Raw genomic sequence first — 14333 nt, forward strand, 5'->3', positions numbered from 1 at the left:
GCGGGTATTGTAGCAGCACAACTATTCGGGATAATGTCGGTCACAAAGACCGTGCTTTCAGCCAGTAATAAGGAATCGACCTCCATGAAAAACCCCCTGCTTTGGCTCGCCCTGTTCAGCCTTACCCTGTTCGGCTGCAGCAGCACCCAGCACTACAACCAGGGCGCGCCGGAATCCCGGGCGATGATGGCGTCGGCGGACATGTCGTCCCCCGGTGGCAGTGATCGGCTGGTAGCGCGCTCGGCCACCATGACCCTTGCGGTGACCGATCCCGAGGCGACCAACGAGCGGGTCACCCGTGTGGTGAGTGACGCTCAGGGCTGGATCAACAACAGCCATAGCCACCAGGAACGTATTTACATCACCCTGGAAGTGCCGGATACCGGCCTGAACGCCTTCCTCGATGAAGTGGCGAGCCTGGGCGAGGTGACCGCCCGCTCCATCAATGCCCGGGATGTGACCGAGCAGGTGGTGGACACCCAGGCCCAATTGGACAATCTGCTGGCCCTGCGCGAGCGCTACCGGCAACTGCTGGATCGGGCCGATACGGTAAAAGACATGCTGGAAATCGAGCGTCAGCTCGCCCAGGTGCAATCCCAGATCGATATGTACGAGAACCGCCGCAAGCACCTGGACCGCCAGGTGGATTACGCCCAGGTGTCCCTGACGCTGGAGCAAAGACGGGTCTATGGCCCGCTGGGTGTGGTGGTCCGTGGGGTCTACCGGGGCGTGCGTAAACTCTTTATCTGGAATTGACCGTCGACCGGTCGATATCTTCCGGGAGCGGCCCGGTGCTATAGTGGGCCGCTGATATCCACCTCAAGGTTAAATGATCGCTGCTGTGAAAACGCGCCTCCACCCAAATCCTGACTCTCGCCAACGCGCCTTCGGCTCGCTGTTGGCGGTCGTGTTGGTGTTGCTGGTGTGTTGGGGGCAGCTGCTGAGTCTCACCGCCTGTCCGTTGCAAGGCAGCACATCTGTTGCGCAAACCAGCCTCGATGGCGGCGAAAGTGGCGAAAGCGGTGATTGTGAACTCTCCGGGCAACTGCTCAACCTTCATCCCTACCCGGGGGATATTGGGCTGCCCGCCAGTCTGGCGTTCCTGTGGATGCTGGCACTGCTGACCGGCCGCGTCGGCTGGGGGCGCCAGTACACCGAGCCCATTGTCTTCAAGCGAAGACGTCACCTCCACTTCTGTGTTTTTCGGGAATAGCGCCTGCGGACGACCCGCGTGGACCCTATTGCAACCCGGAGAACAGATTGTATGGCTATACCCCTGATTCACAGGCTGAGGCGCCCAAGGTGCCTGGGCTTGCTGCTGGCCCTCTGTCTGGCCCTGCCCTTTCTGCAGGCCCAGGCCAACACCACCGATACCGGCTGGCTTACCGACCCCGAGCACCCGCCCGTGGCGGTGCGCTTGTCCCTGACTGGCGAGCGCGACGGCAACCGCCTGCACGCGCTCCTCGAAGTGACCCTCGAAGACGACTGGAAAACCTACTGGCGCTCGCCCGGTGAGGGCGGCATTGCCCCCGAGCTGGACTGGGGGGCGTCCCGCAACCTGGAGCGGGTGGAGTGGCACTGGCCCCTGCCGACGCGCTACGACCTGCTGGGCTTCAACACCCTGGGTTATGAGCGCCAGGTGGCTTTCCCGCTGGTGCTGCATCTGACCGACGCCGATGCGCCGCTCGATCTGCAGGGCATTTTCACCCTGCCGTCCTGCACCTACATTTGCGTCCTCACCGACTTTGAGCTGGGCCTGACCCTCTCAGACCCGGGCGCACTCAGCGAAGACCCGGACATCAGTCACCGCTTTGCCCGTGCCCTGGCCCAGGTGCCCCAGGATACCGGGGCACTGGGCGAGGTGAGTGCTTACTGGAATGACAGCCAGCAGCGCTTGCAGGTACTGGTGGATGGCGATCACCCCTGGCGCGATCCGGATGTGCTCGTGGATGACGCGGCGGGCGCGCTCGCCGATGCCCAGTTTGGCGTGCCGCGTATCGAGCAGGTCGACGGCCAGTTACTGGCCAGCTTTGAGGTCAGCTCCTGGCGTGAGCTGCCGGACATGACCCAGGTGGCCCTGCTTGTGACCGTCTTTGATGAGGCACTGGCACAGGAAGTCACGGTCGCGGCCCAGGCGGGTAGCGCGCCGGTTGTGGCGGCGGGCCCGGTCGCCCTGAGCTTCCTGTCCATGCTCGGCTTCGCCCTGTTGGGCGGCCTGATTCTCAACCTGATGCCCTGCGTGTTGCCGGTGCTGGGGCTCAAACTGCACAGCGTCCTTGCCGTCGGCGTCCACGACCGGCGGCGGATTCGTGGGCAGTTTTTGGCCTCGGCGGCGGGGATTCTGGTGTCCTTCTGGTTGCTGGCCGCCTTCCTGTGGCTGCTCAAAGTCACCGGCCAGGCCGTGGGCTGGGGCGTGCAGTTCCAGAGTGCGGGCTTTATCGTGGTGATGGTGGCGGTGACCTGGCTGTTCGCGCTCAACCTTCTGGGCGTCTGGGAGCTGCGCTTGCCCGGGCGCATGAACAACTGGGCCGCGACCCGGGGCGACAATTCCCACAAAGGCCATTTTGTTCAGGGCATGTTTGCCACGCTGTTGGCCACACCCTGCTCCGCGCCTTTTCTGGGCACCGCCGTCGCCTTCGCGCTGGGGGCCAACAGCGCGCAACTGGTGCTGATCTTCACCGCCCTGGGTATTGGTATGGCATTGCCCTGGCTGTTGGTGGCCGCCGTTCCGCGCCTCGCCGCTTACTTGCCCAAGCCCGGTCGCTGGATGCTGGTACTCAAAATCATCTTCGGCGTCATGCTGCTGCTCACCAGTGCCTGGCTGCTTAGCCTGCTGATTCGGCTCTGGGGCGGCCCCCTGGTGGCCAGTGTCTCCATGCTGTTGATCGTGGTCACGCTGGTCCTTATCGGCAAGCGCTACGGTGGTAAAGCGCTGGCCGTGACCCTGTCTCTGGGCGTGCCTTTGGTGGCGATCACCACCCTCTGGTTGAGTTTCGGCGGCGGCCGTTTTGCCCTGCCCGAGAATCATGTCTGGCAGCCGTTCGAACAGGGCGCCATCGCCGAGCGCGTGAATGCCGGCGATCTGGTGTTTGTGGATGTCACTGCTGACTGGTGCATCACCTGTAAGGCCAACGAGATGGGCGTGCTCTTGCAGCAGCCGGTGTACGCCGCTATGCAGGCCGACGACGTGGCCCTCTTGCGCGCCGACTGGACCACGCCCAGCCCGACCATCACCGCCTTTCTGCGTGAGAACGCGCGTGCCGGTGTGCCCTTCAATGTGGTCTATGGGCCGGGCGCGCCCGAGGGTATTCCCCTGCCGGTGTTGTTGCGCGAGCGCGACGTGATGGCGGCCCTGGCACAGGCGAGAGGAGAACACCTAGGAGAACACCGAGGAGAGCCCCATGAGCGTTAAAGCCAAAGTGTGGAGCGGCCTGCGTCAGGTCGCGTTACTGGTGCTGATGTTTGTGGTGATCACCACACTGATGGACCACTGGCGCGGTCGACAGATTCCCGATCAGGTGATCCCCGACCAAGACCTGGCGCTGCTCGACGATACGCCCATCGACCTGCTCGCCCTCAGTCATGAGCAGCCGGTGATGGTGTACTTCTGGGCCACCTGGTGCGGCGTGTGCCGGTTTGTGTCGCCGAGCGTGAGTTGGATGGCGGGCGGCGACCACACGGTGGTGTCGGTCGCCATTGCCTCCGGCGATAACGCTCGGGTGCAGGCCTACCAGGATGCCAAAGGCTATGGCTTCGACACCATCAACGACCCGCGCAACCTTCTGGCGCGGGCCTGGGGCATCAGCGCCACGCCCACCATTCTCATTCTTAAAGACGGTGAAGTCGCGTCCAGCACCACCGGGTTTACCACACCGGTAGGCCTGTGGCTGCGCATGCGCTTTCAGTAAGCGCGACTTTACCCAACCCCCATTCAGGAATACGACAATGAACATGAAAACGATAGTACAGCACACCCTACTGATGGCGTTTGGCCTACTCATGGCCGCCAGCGTCACTGCCAATACCCTGACCGACGAACGCGCCGAGCGTATCGATCTCATTGCCGACATGTTGCGCGCGCACCCGGAAATCATCGACGGCCTTTATGAGAGTGTGGTGCGTTACAGCATGGAAAAAGAGCAGCGTCCGCAAACCGGGGGCGGCGACGATCTGACCCACAATCCACTGCACCCCTGGTTGGGTGCCGATGACCCTGCGTTGACCATCGTCAACTTCACCGATTACAACTGCCCGTTCTGTAAACGCCTGGAACCGGTGCTGGACCAAGTGCGCGCCGAGTACCCGCAAGTGCGGGTGATCAACGTCTACCTGCCCATGCGCCAACAGAGCGTCGACGGTCTGGATACCAACTCCGCGCTCTATGCCATGCAGGTATGGAAGCACGCACGTAACAAATACACCGACGTGCACGGACAACTGGTCAACCACCAAGGCAACCATTCACGCGGCTCCCTTGAAGCCATCGCCGAGCGCACTGGCACCGCTGAACATCTGCTGCCTGATGACGATGTCCGCGATGCCATCGTGCGCAGCATGATGACCTTTCGGCAGATGGGCTTTCGCGGTACGCCCACACTGCTGATCGGCGATGACGCGGCACCGGGTTATTTGCCTTACGAGCGCTTGCAGCCTCGGGTCGAAGCGGCCCTTGAAGCACTGAATTAACCGCACGCTTGCGGGCGGGGCGACCATCCCCTAAGCTGGTCGCCCTTTTTACGAGCCGTATAAAGCCGAGCACTCTCATGCCTGAATTACCCGAAGTCGAAACCACCCTGCGCGGTGTTGCGCCCCATGTTGTCGGGCGCAGCGTGAGTGCATTGGTGATTCGCGATGCGCGCTTGCGTTGGCCGATTCCGCCGGCATTGCCGGCGTTGGTGCAAGGCCAGAAACTGCTCGCCATGAAACGCCGGGGCAAGTACCTGTTGCTGGCCTTCAGCCACGGCCACGCGATGATCCACCTGGGCATGTCCGGCAGCTTACGGATTGTCGAGGCGAACGAACCGCCCCGGGTGCACGACCACTTCGACTGGGTGTTTGGCAAACAGGCCCTGCGTTACACCGACCCGCGCCGTTTTGGTTGCCTGCTCTGGTTGGAAGGCGAACCGCTGGAGCACAGTCTGCTCAACCATCTGGGTCCGGAACCGCTCACCGATGCGTTCACCGCGGATTACCTGTTCGCGCGCTCGCGCAAACGCAAACAGCCGGTCAAACAGTTTTTGATGGACAGTAAAATAGTTGTCGGTGTGGGTAATATCTACGCCAATGAGTCCCTGTTTATGGCGGGCATCAAGCCCATCCGCAAAACCGGCAGCCTGACCCGCAAAAACTGCGACGACCTGGTGCACTTCATCAAATTCGTCCTACAGCGCTCCATCGACCAGGGCGGCACCACCCTGCGCGACTTCGTCGGCGGCGACGGCAAGCCCGGTTATTTCAAACAACAACTGCTTGTCTATGGGCGCGGTGGCGAGCCTTGCACGGTGTGCAAAAAACCGCTCAAAGAAGTCCGCATGAACAACCGCACCACCGTGTATTGCACGGCGTGCCAAAAGTAGTTATTGAACCGGTTGAGCCCGGGTTGGTTCAGATCGGGTGAGGTGCCTCATTGTCGGATTACGGCCTGCGGCCTAATCCGACCTACTCGAAACAACGTGAAAAATTCGGTTGGGGCTGGGTGCCTCATTGTCGGATTACGCTTCGCTAATCCGACCTACACGACATTACGGGCAAATTTCGGTTGGGGTCGGGTGCCTCATTGTCGGATTACGCTTCGCTAATCCGACCTACTCGAAACAACGTGCCACTGTCCGCGTACTCGAAAAATACCCCGATGTCTGCGTAGGTCGGATTAGGCCGCAGGCCGTAATCCGACACCTGAGGCACCCAACTCGACATGTACGCCTCACCCCCTTGCCCTAACCCACCCCCTTGGCTATCTTTAAATAACCCCTCACGCACCTGCAGGATCGGCAACACCTCGGCCGACAAACGCCATGCTGAACAAACTCCTTGGGATCTCTGTCGCCGTTGTCCTCGCCGCATTGATCTACTGGGTAAACTTCACCGACCCCCTGCCGGACGAGCCCAACTACGGCGGCGCGCCCGAACCGGCGGCGGAGCGCCTGCGCTTCGATCCGGACCAGGCTGCGCCGCGCCTGCGCCTGCCCGACGAAAGCCCCGCCCATGACGACATCGCAGCAGAAATGGATGACCCCTCGGCCGATGGCGAGGACGAGCCCTTCGCCGGAGCACCCAACATCCCCGAGCCCACACCGGAAGAAGTGGACGCCCTCACCCGCTGGTACGAAGAGCGCGGCCGCCTGAGCCCCTATTCCGAATACCGGACCTACAGCCCGGACGTGCTTCGGACCCTGGCCGCGCAGGGAGACATCTATGCCTTGCAATTGGTCGCGCGCCACGCCATGCGGGGCAACGATCGCGAGCAGGCCCGCGCCTACCTGGCCGAAGCGGCGGCACGGGGCTCCACCCATGCCATTGAGCGGCTGGCGCGGGATCACTTCGTCATGATGTTGCGCGCCCGCCGGTCCGAGGACCTGGAGCAGGCCAGAGTCCACGCCATAGAAACCCTGGCCTGGTACGAAACCGCCTATCAGCGCGGTGACCTCAATGCCCGCACCCGCATCGATGGCCTGCGCCGGGACTTTGAGAGCATTGATCTGCCCGACGACGCCTGGGAAGAAGCCGAGGCCCTGGCCCAGGATCACTACAACGACCTGGCCCAGCAGCGCACCCAGTTGGGCTACCCCGTCTTTGATGACAACCCCCACCCGGTCCTGCAAAAGTACTATGAGCTGTATCAGCAGCGCGACCAGAACTGACAGGCGTTGAGAATTGGCGCCCGCCTGCTATGGTTATAGGCATTCCGTTTCCCCATTCATGATGAAAAAGAGGTTCTCATGGCTAAAACAGTGGTAGTCACCGGCGCCAGTCGCGGCATCGGACTGTCCTTTTGCAAGCTCTTCAAGGCCCAGGGTTACGAGGTCTATGGCGCCTGTCGGCAGGCTTCAGGCGACTTGAAAAACGCCGGTGTACACGTGATTGAAGGCGTGGATGTCGCGCGTGCGGAAGGTATTTCTGTACTGAAAAAAGCGCTTAAAGGCGTGCAGATTGACCTGCTGATCAACAACGCCGGTATCCTGCGGGACGAGCAACTGGGGAGTTTGGATGCTGACGCGGTTGAGCAAATTCGCGAGCAATTTGAAACCAATTCCCTCGCGCCGCTGTTGGTGACCGAGGCGCTACAGGAGCAACTCGTTAAAGGCGGGAAAGTCGCGCTCATCACCAGCCGCATGGGCTCTATCGCGGACAATACCAGCGGCGGGCGCTACGGCTATCGCATGTCCAAAGCCGCGCTTAACGCGGCAGGCATGTCACTGGCGCAGGACCTTAAACCCCGCGGCGTCGCCGTCGCGATACTGCACCCCGGCCTCGTAGGCACCGAAATGATCGGCGGCCACGGCGACATCACCCCCGACCAAGCCGCCGAACGCCTGGCCGAACGTATCGAAGCACTCAACCTCGACAACACCGGTACCTTCTGGCATTCCAATGGGCAGGTGTTGCCCTGGTAAGGTTTGGCTGCCCCAGGTGTCGGATTACGCTTCGCTAATCCGACCTACATGAACAGCGGTGCGTTGTTTTGGGGGCGGTGCCTGATTGTCGGATTACGCCCTTGCGGGCTAATCCGACCTACAGGAACATTGCGGATTTTTTCGGGGGCGGTGCCTCATTGTCGGATTACGCTTCGCTAATCCGACCTACATAAACAGTGGCACTTTGTCGCGCGTAGGTCGGATTAGCGAAGCGTAATCCGACACCTGAGGCACCCAACCATCAATCAACGCATCAAACCGACCACTACAATCGGCCCACACGACCCGAAAACCATCCGGCCACCAAACCAAAAATCACCGCCGCGTCACCAACCAAATCCCCCCGCACACCAATACCAACGCCGCCAAATTCTTCCACTCCAACACCCGCTCCCCCAACACCAACCCGGACAACAAGGTCCCAAACACCGGGATCAAAAAAATAAACACACTCAACTGGCTCACCGGGTTGTGCTTCAACAAAATACTCCACAACCCGAACGCGGCCGCCGACAAAAACGCGAGGTACAACAACAGCGAACCCGAGGCTACATCAAAATCCCCAAACTCACCCCGCCCACTCCAACCAATCACGGTCAGCACCGCGCCGCCGATCAACAACTGCCAGCCGGTCATCAACATGGGGTCAAGGGATTGCGAGACTTCCTTGCCGTAAATGGCCGAGCCCGCCAGCACCGCCGCCGCAATCACAATAAAACCCTCACCCAACAGAGTGAACTCAAAATCGAGCAGACCGCCGCCCAGGTTGACAGTAATCACCCCGAGAAACCCGATGGCACACCCCAGGGCTTTGCGATAACTCAGGCGATCGTTGTGATAAATCCAGTGGGCAAAAAGGACGCTGAAAAAGGTACCGGTGGCATTCATGATCGAGGCTTTCACCCCGGCGGTGTTGGCCAGGCCGATATAGAAGAACACATATTGAAGGGTCGTCTGCGCCAGCCCCAGCAGCGCCACCTGCCGCCAGTGCGTGCGGGTCAGGCGCCAGAGGGAGCGCCCCAGGAGCGCCGCCAGCAGTAAGACGAGAATGCCGGAAAGGAAAAACCGGTACCCGGCAAAGAGCATTTGCGCGGCCAGATCCCGGCTGCCGATGGCGAGCAGCTCGTAACCGACTTTAATCCCGGGGTAGGCGCTGCCCCACAAAAAACAGCAGAGCACGGCGCTGGTCACCACCACCGCCGGGCGCGAAAAAAACGCCGGCAGCGCGGCCATCAGCTACGGCCGAATTTGCGCTCGAGCGCGGCCTCGACGTTCGGGGTCACAAACTTGCTGACGTCGCCGCCCAGGCTGGCAATCTCACGCACAATGGAGGAAGAGATAAAGGACAGGTGTTCCGCCGGGGTCAAAAACAGGCTTTCCATGCGCGAGTCCAACGCCCGGTTCATATTGGCGAGCTGGAACTCGTACTCAAAGTCCGACACCGCGCGCAAACCGCGCAACACCGCCTGGGCTTTTTTCTCGCGCACAAAGTCCACCAGCAGCGTATTGAAACCGCACACCTCGACGTTATCCAGGTGCGACAGGGTTTCCCGCACCAGCTCGACCCGCTCATCCAGGGTAAACAGCGGGCCTTTGCGGGGCGAGTCCGCCACCGCGATAATCACCCGATCGAACAGGCGGCAGGCCCGCTCCACCAGATCGATATGGCCGTTGGTAATCGGGTCGAAGGTACCGGGGTAAACCACAGTGCGCATGGGGGTCTCAGTCCTGAGTTTTTTGGTTTTGATGTGCTGGTGCGCCGATATTAGTGATTTAGAGCGCCAAAAGCCACTATTGGGCCTCCGAGATGAAATATAGACGATAACTCACCTGCCCGGCGTGCTTGTCCCGGTGCAGGGCCCAATCCGCCGGTACCTGGTAGTCCGAGCGCCGCCCGGACTCCACATAAATGGCCGCCTCGGGCGCCAACCAGCCGCCCGCACTCAGGGCGTCGATCACCGGCTGCCACAGGGTCAGGGAAAACGGCGGGTCCACAAACACCACATCATAAGGCGCGTCCGGGTTGCCCAGCGCCAACCAGCCCAGCACATCGGCCTGAATCACCTTGCCCTGCTGGCTGCCCAGCACTTCAAGGTTGGCGCGCAACTGGGCGCTGGCCTGGCGATCCCGCTCCACCAGCGTCACTTCGGACGCACCCCGGGACAGCGCTTCCAGCCCCAAAGCACCGGAACCGGCGAACAGATCCAGGCAGCGGGCCTCGGGCAGGTGTGGCATCAACCAGTTGAACAGGGTCTCGCGGACACGGTCGCCGGTGGGGCGCAGGCCCTCCACATCCGGGAAATGCAGCTTCCGTCCCCGCCACTGGCCCCCAATAATGCGGATTTGATTGGCCTGTTTATTGGCTTTTGCGGACGCTTTCACGGCTTGCCCCTCTCTGGTGACTGCAGAAAGTGGTAGGATAACGCCTTTGTGCCAGCAGCATAAGGTCAGAATCCCGCCTATGTTCTTCAAACGTAAAAACAAGGCCGACAAGGCCGCGCCCGACGCACCCCCCGAGGTGGCAGTCGAGCCCCAGGCCGCTCCCGAACCGGAGCCGGCACCCCAGGCTCAGCCCCAAGATAAGCCTCAGGACAAGCCCAAGGGCCTGCTCGCGCGCTTTAAACAGGGCCTGAGCCGCACCAGCAGCAACTTTGCCGAAGGTCTGGGCACCCTGTTTCTGGGCCAGAAAACCCTCGACGACGACCTGATGGAGGAGATCGAATCCCAGTTGCTGATCGCCGATGTGGGCTTTGAGGCCACCACCGAGATCATCGACAACCTCACCCAAAAGGTCGCCCGCAAACAGCTGGCGGACTCGGACGCGCTCTTCGCCGCCCTCAAAGAAGAGCTGGCGAGCCTGCTGCGCCCGGTCGAACAGCCCCTGATCATCGACGAAAGCAAAACCCCCTTTGTGATTCTGGTGGTGGGCGTCAACGGCGTGGGTAAAACCACCACCATCGGCAAGCTCGCCAAGCGCCTGCAAACCCAAGGCAAGTCCGTGATGCTGGCCGCCGGTGACACCTTTCGGGCCGCCGCCGTCGAGCAACTGCAAGTCTGGGGCGAGCGCAACAAAGTGCCTGTCGTGGCCCAGCACACCGGCGCCGACAGTGCCTCGGTAATCTTTGATGCCGTCCAGGCTGCCAAGGCCCGGGGCATTGACGTACTCATCGCCGACACCGCCGGACGCCTGCACAACAAAAGCCATCTGATGGACGAGCTTTCCAAAGTGCGTCGGGTCATGGGCAAGCTGGATGACTCCGCCCCCCACGAAGTGCTGTTGGTGCTGGATGCGGGCACCGGCCAGAACGCCGTCAGCCAGGCCAAAACCTTTACCGAAGCTGTGGGCGTTACCGGCCTGGCGCTCACCAAGCTGGACGGCACCGCCAAGGGCGGGGTGATCTTCGCCCTGAGCAAGGCGTTCAACATCCCCGTGCGCTATATCGGCGTGGGCGAGAGCGTGGACGACCTGCAACCCTTCGAGGCCCAGGCCTTCACCGAGGCGTTGTTCGACCAGTGATACGCTTCGACGCCGTCAGCAAACGCTACCCCGGCGGCCAGGACGCGCTCGCACGCGTGGACCTGGACGTCGCCAAAGGCGAAATGGTGTTCCTCACGGGTCACTCCGGTGCCGGTAAAAGCACCCTGATGAAGCTCATCATGCTCATGGAGCGGCCCACCGCGGGCCAGGTATTTGTGGACAACCGCAACCTTAACCGCCTGTCCTCGCGCCATATCCCCTTCTTTCGCCGCAACGTCGGCGTGGTGTTCCAGAATCACCAACTGCTGTTCGACCGCAGCGTGTTCGATAACGTCGCTCTGCCCCTGCAGGTGGCCGGCTACCAGGCCAACGAAGTGGGCCGCCGGGTGCGCGCCGCGCTCGACAAAGTCAGCCTGCTGCACAAGGAACGCCACAACCCCATCACCCTGTCCGGCGGGGAACAGCAGCGCGTGGGCATCGCCCGGGCCGTGGTCAACAAGCCCGCCCTGCTGCTCGCTGATGAGCCCACCGGTAACCTCGACCCGGAGCTGTCCGCCGACATCATGCGCCTGTTCCGTCAGTTCAATGAGGTGGGGGTGACCATCATGATCGCCAGTCACGATATCGACCTGCTGCGGCGCATGAACAAGCGCGTCCTGGGTCTGGACGGCGGACGCATCGTGCACGACGGGGTGCTGCCATGATTGGCCGCAAACCGGCAGCGCGCCCCAACAAAAAAGGCGCCAAGAGCACCAAGCCGGCGCCCGCCAAAACCCGCAGTCAGGGCGCCAGCCAAAGCCGCGCGCGCCTGGGTGACAAGCTCGACGCCTGGCAGGCCCACCACAGCACCACCGCCATCGAAAGCCTGCTGCGTCTGCTCGGCACCCCCCTGCAAAGCCTGCTCACCTGGCTGGTGGTGGCCATCGCCATCGCCCTGCCCGCCGCCCTCTACGTGGCCCTCAACAACGTCCAGAACATCGGCTACAGCTGGCAGGATTCCAGCCAGATCTCGGTGTTTGTGGAAAAAGGCGCGCGCGAAAACGCCGTGCGCGAACTGAGTGAGCGCTTACTCGAAGACGACGCCGTCAACGCCGTGGACTACATCACCCCGGACGCCGCCCTGGCCGAATTCCGCGCCCACTCCGGCCTCGGCCGGGTGGTCGACGACCTGGACGACAACCCCCTGCCCGCCGTACTCCTGGTGCAACCGGCCGAACAGGCCGTCAACCCCCAAGCCCTGGAAGCCCTGCGCACCCGCATCGCCGACCAGGCCCTGGTCGCCGAAGTGCGCCTGGACATGCAATGGGTCGAACGCCTGCACCAGATCATGCAACTGGCCGGCCGGGGCGTCCTCGCCTTTGGCCTGCTGCTCGCCATGGGCGTACTGCTGGTCATCGGCAACACCATCCGCCTCGCCATCGAAAACCGGCGCGACGAAATCCTCGTGGTCAAACTCGTCGGCGGCACCGACGCCTTCGTGCGCCGCCCCTTCCTCTACACCGGCCTCTGGTACGGCATCGGCGGCGGCCTACTCGCCGTCATGCTCGTCGCCATCGGACTCTGGTGGCTCTCCTCTCCGGTCGCCCACCTGGCCGACCTCTACCAAAGCGACTTCCGCCTCCGCGGCCTGGGCTGGATCGACAGCCTGCAACTGGTTTTACTCGCAGGCCTGTTGGGCTTGTTGGGGGCCTGGTTGGCGGTGGCGCGGCATCTTTCTCAGATTGAGCCGAGGTAGAGGGTAAGTGCTTACGAACCTCGAAAGTCTTGCGAATTCCGTATAACACCCACAACCGGAAATTTTCCGTAGTTTGTCTCACGGTTTTTAGAGTGATACGTTCTAAGTCAGAAATGACGGGGCTTGTGAGGCATGGTATAACGATTAGCAAATGTGAAAGACGGAAATTTTCCTTCTAATAATATTGTTAGAAATGTATGCACTATTCAGACGGAAATAGCGCGGCACTTGGTGATCAAGTGCTACTTTCAGGCACACATCATGGCGTCGTGGTTTCAAATATCGACGATGATGAGTATTCGACTATATGTCCGAAAGAGAATTGGACCTATCTCGGATCTGGAGTCATTATTGATACCGATTTTGGTGGCCTCGTCCACTACGAACAAGCCAGCTTGACCCACGAAAATATAGAGCTTGAACATCGTGCTAAAGAAAATTTCTAACAAAGTGCGGCATTACACCGCCGCAAGCGGCGGTGGGACGCTCGTAAACTCGCGCCCATGCGCACGAAGTTAAGTTCTAGGGAGTCCCGTGAAGATTCGATACATAAAACTAGGTGATGGCGGGAAATGGGAACGCTACTGCATAGAAGAGCAGCAGGCGCTTAGACTCGGGTACGAAAGCCCACATCATCAGGAATCGTTGAGTGGCGACTGGGATACCGTTCGCAATTTTTGGCTTTCTGCTAGAAATGGAAATAAAGGCGCGGCAAGCAGGGACTTAAATCAGATTCGTGATTTTTATGAGCTTTCAGAATCTGATATCTGGGTTACGTTTTACCGCAGAAAGATGTATTGGTGCCATGCTCATAAAGAAGTTCACGAACTCGAAGACGGCAGCAGAATCAGAAGCGTCATTGGTTCCTGGAGTTGTTTCGATAAGAACGGAAGCCCACTTTCCATCGAGAATATTGATGGCAGAATTACAAAAGTTCAGGGGTATCGTGGCACTATTTGTGGGGTCGAGCTCCCAGATTATCTGCTAAGAAAAATTTACGGCGAAGTCCAGCCGGAAATCCAGTCAACGAAAGAGGCTTTGGGAGCCTTGAAGCTGAATATTGAAGACCTTATCAAAGGGCTGTGGTGGAATGACTTTGAGCTGCTCGTTGACCTTATTTTTTCCCAGTCCGGTTGGCAGCGGATATCAGTGCTAGGAAAGACAGAGAAGGATATTGATCTTGACGTCTTTTCTCCTGTTACGCAGAAGCGCGCGTTCGTCCAGGTGAAATCTACCGCAACAGCGAATCAAATCCAAAGCTACCGCGAAATATTCAATCAATACCACCAGTATGATGAGATGTATTTTGTCTTCCACACCTTTTCAGGAAGTCTTGAAAATCTGAACATAGATGACCCAAGGGTTGCTGTGTGGGATATTTCAAGAGTAGCCGACTTGGTTATAAATGCAGGCTTGATAGATTGGCTGCTTGCGAAGAGAACTTAGCAATCGGCCGCACGGCGACCGGTTTTACGCCACTGCGCAG

At 60.5% G+C, this 14333-nt stretch carries 16 protein-coding genes; 13 read left to right on the forward strand and 3 right to left on the reverse strand.

What is annotated here, in order from left to right:
• The first annotated feature begins 84 nt into the window (after window positions 1-84).
• From DKW72_RS10620 to DKW72_RS10660, 8 genes are all read left to right on the forward strand, one after another.
• Window positions 85-756 carry a DUF4349 domain-containing protein gene (locus DKW72_RS10620; RefSeq protein ID WP_157960460.1) on the forward strand — a complete coding sequence of 224 codons (672 nt, stop codon included), beginning with the start codon at window positions 85-87 and terminating at the stop codon, window positions 754-756.
• Window positions 757-841: 85 nt separating this feature from the next.
• The gene (locus tag DKW72_RS10625; protein WP_157960461.1) at window positions 842-1213 is read left to right on the forward strand and encodes a hypothetical protein; all 372 of its coding nucleotides are present in this window, start codon (window positions 842-844) and stop codon (window positions 1211-1213) included.
• A gap of 99 nt (window positions 1214-1312) precedes the next feature.
• Entirely contained in the window at window positions 1313-3412 is a 2100-nt protein-coding gene (locus DKW72_RS10630) for a protein-disulfide reductase DsbD family protein (protein ID WP_198411309.1), read from the forward strand.
• A complete protein-coding gene (locus DKW72_RS10635; protein WP_111642330.1) occupies window positions 3402-3908 on the forward strand; it encodes a protein disulfide oxidoreductase in 507 nt (168 codons plus the stop codon). The genes DKW72_RS10630 and DKW72_RS10635 overlap by 11 nt, the downstream gene beginning before the upstream one ends.
• A gap of 43 nt (window positions 3909-3951) precedes the next feature.
• Window positions 3952-4686 (forward strand): DsbA family protein, encoded by a 735-nt coding sequence (locus DKW72_RS10640; protein WP_157960462.1) that lies wholly within the window; start codon window positions 3952-3954, stop codon window positions 4684-4686.
• A 77-nt stretch (window positions 4687-4763) separates the two neighbouring features.
• Window positions 4764-5576: a bifunctional DNA-formamidopyrimidine glycosylase/DNA-(apurinic or apyrimidinic site) lyase gene (gene mutM, locus DKW72_RS10645; protein ID WP_111642332.1), complete on the forward strand. Its 813-nt coding sequence runs from the start codon at window positions 4764-4766 to the stop codon at window positions 5574-5576.
• Between the two features lie 438 nt (window positions 5577-6014).
• Window positions 6015-6860, forward strand: a complete 846-nt coding sequence (locus DKW72_RS10655; protein WP_111642334.1) for a hypothetical protein — start codon at window positions 6015-6017, stop codon at window positions 6858-6860.
• A gap of 78 nt (window positions 6861-6938) precedes the next feature.
• Window positions 6939-7613, forward strand: coding sequence for an SDR family oxidoreductase (locus DKW72_RS10660; protein WP_111642335.1), 675 nt, complete (start codon window positions 6939-6941; stop codon window positions 7611-7613).
• Between the two features lie 336 nt (window positions 7614-7949).
• Here the strand turns inward: DKW72_RS10660 and DKW72_RS10665 are convergent, their stop codons facing one another.
• The 3 genes from DKW72_RS10665 to rsmD form a co-directional block, all read right to left on the reverse strand.
• On the reverse strand, window positions 7950-8867 hold the full coding sequence (locus DKW72_RS10665; protein ID WP_111642336.1) for a DMT family transporter: 918 nt from the start codon (window positions 8865-8867) through the stop codon (window positions 7950-7952).
• Window positions 8867-9349 carry a pantetheine-phosphate adenylyltransferase gene (gene coaD / locus DKW72_RS10670; RefSeq protein ID WP_111642337.1) on the reverse strand — a complete coding sequence of 161 codons (483 nt, stop codon included), beginning with the start codon at window positions 9347-9349 and terminating at the stop codon, window positions 8867-8869. The genes DKW72_RS10665 and coaD overlap by 1 nt, the downstream gene beginning before the upstream one ends.
• 76 nt (window positions 9350-9425) lie before the next feature.
• Entirely contained in the window at window positions 9426-10016 is a 591-nt protein-coding gene (gene rsmD / locus DKW72_RS10675; RefSeq protein WP_111642338.1) for a 16S rRNA (guanine(966)-N(2))-methyltransferase RsmD, read from the reverse strand.
• Between the two features lie 79 nt (window positions 10017-10095).
• On the opposite strand from rsmD, the gene ftsY reads away from it, so the two are divergent.
• The 5 genes from ftsY (at window position 10096) to DKW72_RS10695 (ending at window position 14293) form a co-directional block, all read left to right on the forward strand.
• Window positions 10096-11151 carry a signal recognition particle-docking protein FtsY gene (gene ftsY, locus DKW72_RS10680; protein WP_111642339.1) on the forward strand — a complete coding sequence of 352 codons (1056 nt, stop codon included), beginning with the start codon at window positions 10096-10098 and terminating at the stop codon, window positions 11149-11151.
• Entirely contained in the window at window positions 11148-11816 is a 669-nt protein-coding gene (gene ftsE, locus DKW72_RS10685) for a cell division ATP-binding protein FtsE (protein ID WP_111642340.1), read from the forward strand. The genes ftsY and ftsE overlap by 4 nt, the downstream gene beginning before the upstream one ends.
• Window positions 11813-12847: a permease-like cell division protein FtsX gene (gene ftsX, locus DKW72_RS10690; RefSeq protein WP_111642341.1), complete on the forward strand. Its 1035-nt coding sequence runs from the start codon at window positions 11813-11815 to the stop codon at window positions 12845-12847. Before ftsE ends, ftsX begins: the two co-directional genes overlap by 4 nt.
• Before the next feature lie 197 nt (window positions 12848-13044).
• The gene (locus DKW72_RS16390; RefSeq protein ID WP_157960463.1) at window positions 13045-13293 is read left to right on the forward strand and encodes a hypothetical protein; all 249 of its coding nucleotides are present in this window, start codon (window positions 13045-13047) and stop codon (window positions 13291-13293) included.
• An 88-nt stretch (window positions 13294-13381) separates the two neighbouring features.
• Window positions 13382-14293, forward strand: coding sequence for a restriction endonuclease (locus DKW72_RS10695; protein WP_111642342.1), 912 nt, complete (start codon window positions 13382-13384; stop codon window positions 14291-14293).
• Window positions 14294-14333 lie beyond the last annotated feature (40 nt).

This window comes from Marinimicrobium alkaliphilum, from assembly GCF_003259155.1.
GTDB classification, from domain to species: domain Bacteria; phylum Pseudomonadota; class Gammaproteobacteria; order Pseudomonadales; family Cellvibrionaceae; genus Marinimicrobium_A; species Marinimicrobium_A alkaliphilum.

What these genes read in the sequence shown, in the direction of transcription:
- DKW72_RS16390 (WP_157960463.1), top strand. Translation starts at nt 13,045, where the DNA reads ATGCACTATTCAGACGGAAATAGCGCGGCACTTGGTGATCAAGTGCTA.
- ftsX (WP_111642341.1), top strand. Translation starts at nt 11,813, where the DNA reads ATGATTGGCCGCAAACCGGCAGCGCGCCCCAACAAAAAAGGCGCCAAG.
- DKW72_RS10655 (WP_111642334.1), top strand. Translation starts at nt 6,015, where the DNA reads ATGCTGAACAAACTCCTTGGGATCTCTGTCGCCGTTGTCCTCGCCGCA.
- DKW72_RS10665 (WP_111642336.1), bottom strand. Translation starts at nt 8,867, where the DNA reads ATGGCCGCGCTGCCGGCGTTTTTTTCGCGCCCGGCGGTGGTGGTGACC.
- coaD (WP_111642337.1), bottom strand. Translation starts at nt 9,349, where the DNA reads ATGCGCACTGTGGTTTACCCCGGTACCTTCGACCCGATTACCAACGGC.
- DKW72_RS10635 (WP_111642330.1), top strand. Translation starts at nt 3,402, where the DNA reads ATGAGCGTTAAAGCCAAAGTGTGGAGCGGCCTGCGTCAGGTCGCGTTA.
- mutM (WP_111642332.1), top strand. Translation starts at nt 4,764, where the DNA reads ATGCCTGAATTACCCGAAGTCGAAACCACCCTGCGCGGTGTTGCGCCC.
- ftsY (WP_111642339.1), top strand. Translation starts at nt 10,096, where the DNA reads ATGTTCTTCAAACGTAAAAACAAGGCCGACAAGGCCGCGCCCGACGCA.
- DKW72_RS10640 (WP_157960462.1), top strand. Translation starts at nt 3,952, where the DNA reads ATGAAAACGATAGTACAGCACACCCTACTGATGGCGTTTGGCCTACTC.
- DKW72_RS10660 (WP_111642335.1), top strand. Translation starts at nt 6,939, where the DNA reads ATGGCTAAAACAGTGGTAGTCACCGGCGCCAGTCGCGGCATCGGACTG.
- DKW72_RS10620 (WP_157960460.1), top strand. Translation starts at nt 85, where the DNA reads ATGAAAAACCCCCTGCTTTGGCTCGCCCTGTTCAGCCTTACCCTGTTC.